This is a genomic window from Pelagimonas sp., assembly GCF_058892305.1.
On sequence record NZ_JBZXVN010000083.1, the window covers coordinates 1 to 2,718 of the forward strand.

Sequence of the window (2,718 nt, forward strand, 5' to 3'; positions counted from 1 at the left end):
GGGCTGTTCGGGTAAGGCGCCTTCTGCTTCGGTCCTTCCGCCAAGAAGAAAAGAAAAAGCGGGCTTTGGGAAGGGTGTTTCAACTTCTCAAAGGAGATCCCATGTCCATGTCCATGACCGTTCAATCCCAGCCAGACCGTCCGGATCAGACCGTGATGGCGGCGCAAAACGACGCGTTTCGCAAGCTCGCGTGCCTTGGAGTGGCGCCCGCGCAGCCCACCCAGGGCCGAATGCATGTCACCCGCTCGCTTATGGAGGCCGGTGACGGCTTCATGGCCGAGGCGGTGAAGGCCACCGGTGCGTTCGATACATTCGAGCCTGAGAATGATCCCGAGGGATGGCACGATTTTGGCGCGGTCGAGATCCGGGGCGAGACCGTGTTCTGGAAAATCGATCTCTATGAGGCAGATTCGGATTTCCGCTACGGGGCCGAGACCCCGGACAATCCTGCCACGACCATGCGCGTGCTGACCATCATGCTGGCGCGCGACTGGTAGGCGAGGGGACACCCCCCAAACCTTACAAGTCAAGCAATGAAGGCCCACTGACCCCTCAAAGGGAGAGTGGGCCTTTTGTCGTGGTGATCCCTGAAGCCGGGGATTGGTCACGTGCGTGAGTGCGTCGGCCACACCTCACCAACCTGGAAGGATATCCCATGACCACAAGCTTTGCCCCTCTCACCGTCGCCATCGGCGATCTGGTCTCGCATCCCGCAAATGTGCGCAGCAACTCGCCGGAAACCTATGACCCCGAGAACATCGCGCATCTGAAGGCCAGCATCGCTGTGCTGGGCCTGCTCCAGCCGCTCCTGGTCCAGAAGCTTGACGGCAAATACGCTGTCCTCGCCGGAGGTCGGCGCCATGCAGCCCTGAAGGAGCTGATCGCTGACAAGGCCACCAAGGGGTTTACAGCGAAGACCAAGGTGGACTGCCGCCTCGTGCCGGAAAATTGCGATGTCACCACGGCGTTGTCTCTTGCCGAGAACGTCACCCAGGCGCCGATGAACGCCATTGACGAGTTCGAGGCCTTCGCGCGGATGATGGAGGTCGACGGCCAGACGCCCGAGACCATAGCAAAAACCTTCGGCACCACGGTGGCCGCCGTGAAAGGCCGGTTGCGCTACGGCCTCATTCATCCGGATATCCGCGCTGCGGCCCGTGCGAAGACGATCACGCTCGACACGATGAAGGCATTTGCGGAGCATCCGAGCCAGGACGTGCAGCGCGAGGTCTTCGAGGCGCTGACCAAGGAAGACAGCTACCTGCAAGCCTACACCGTGCGTCAGGCGCTCAAGTCCCGAGGCGTGCAGGTCAGCGACGATATCGGGGCCTTTGTGCGCGAGGAGTATGAGGCGCGCGGCGGGGCGATCGCTGCCGACCTTCTTGAAGAGCATTCGGTGCTCGAGGATGCGGCGCTGGTCGAAACCATCTTGCTCGAAAAGCTCGGTGCCGCTGCCGAAGAGGCCCGTATGAGGCTGGGCTTTGCCTGGGCCGATGCGATGGTGCGCTATGATTACGCGACCATGGCCGACTACGGCCGCGTCTATCCCGGCCCGACCGAGCCCGATGAGGCGGCCCAAAAGCGCATCGAGGAAATCACCGCCGAGCTCGAGAAACTGCAACTCGAGATGGAGGATGAAGGGCTCGAGGAGGACGCGTACAATGCCCTCTACGACCGCGTCGACGCCTTGGAAGAGGAAGCCCGCGATCTGCAGGAAGCCTACAGCGCCGAGGACCTCGCGCGGTCTGGGGTGATAGCGTCGTGGCAGGGTGGGCAGATCACGCTCCATGTGGGCCTCGTCCGCCCGGAAGACACCGTCAAAGAGGAGGGCGCGCGCGGCTCCTCGGCTAGCCCGACCGGGGAGGAGGCCCCGGACCCGGGCGAAATCACCTACCCGGCCTCACTGGCTGAGGACCTCAAGACCGAGCGAGCCATGGCGCTTGGGGCCGCGATGGCGCTGCATCCGGAGGCCACGCTCGATCTGACGCTCTTCAAGCTGGTGAGTGATGTTCTGGCCAGCGGCATGAGTGTCACGCAGGCGATCAAGATCGATGCTCGCAAGGAATACCGCAGCCATGCCAAAATGGACGAGATCGACGAGACCTCGCTTGAGCAGGTGGCGGCGGCGCATGATGCGCTTGATCTCTCCTGGCTCGATGACACCCGCGCGCCCGCCGATCAGTTCGCGGCGTTTCGCGCGCTGGAGGCAGGGGAGAAGGCCAAGCTCGTCGCCTTTGCAACCGCCAGCACCACGCAGTCCTGCTTCGCGCGGGACCGCCAGCGCGACAACCTGATGCATGCGTTCGAGATCGAGATCATGCCCGACATCCGCGCCCACTGGGCGCCGAATGCTGCACTCTTCAACCGCTTCAAGAAAGCCTGGCTCCTGAAGATCCTCGGCGAGGATCTGGGTCTGACCCAGGAGGCGGTGACGCTGGCCTCGTCGAGCAAGAAGGAGATCGTCGCCTTCTGCGACAAGCTCTTCGCCGAGCCCTTCGCGACGCTCACGGACGCGCAGCGCGCTGCCGTGGCCGCCTGGTGCCCGCCTATGATGCAGACCGCCGGTATCGCCTTTGATGAGGCGGAGCCCATCGCAGAAACCCCGGAGCCTGACGGCGAGGTCGCGCAAGCGGCCTGAGCCATCACGCGACCCGCGCGTGGACAATGCCACCCGCGCGGGTCGACCCTCCCACACTCAACCGAAAGACATCCCCATGG

The 2,718-nt window shown here is 63.5% G+C and carries 2 protein-coding genes; both read left to right on the top strand.

Going from position 1 to position 2,718, the window contains the following annotated elements; all coding sequences use genetic code 11:
- Positions 1-107: 107 nt before the first annotated feature.
- Positions 108-497, top strand: coding sequence for a DUF3768 domain-containing protein (locus AC5EFR_RS23290; protein WP_274656556.1), 390 nt, complete (start codon positions 108-110; stop codon positions 495-497).
- A gap of 158 nt (positions 498-655) precedes the next feature.
- Positions 656-2,638: a ParB/RepB/Spo0J family partition protein gene (locus tag AC5EFR_RS23295; protein WP_493578077.1), complete on the top strand. Its 1,983-nt coding sequence runs from the start codon at positions 656-658 to the stop codon at positions 2,636-2,638.
- Positions 2,639-2,718 lie beyond the last annotated feature (80 nt).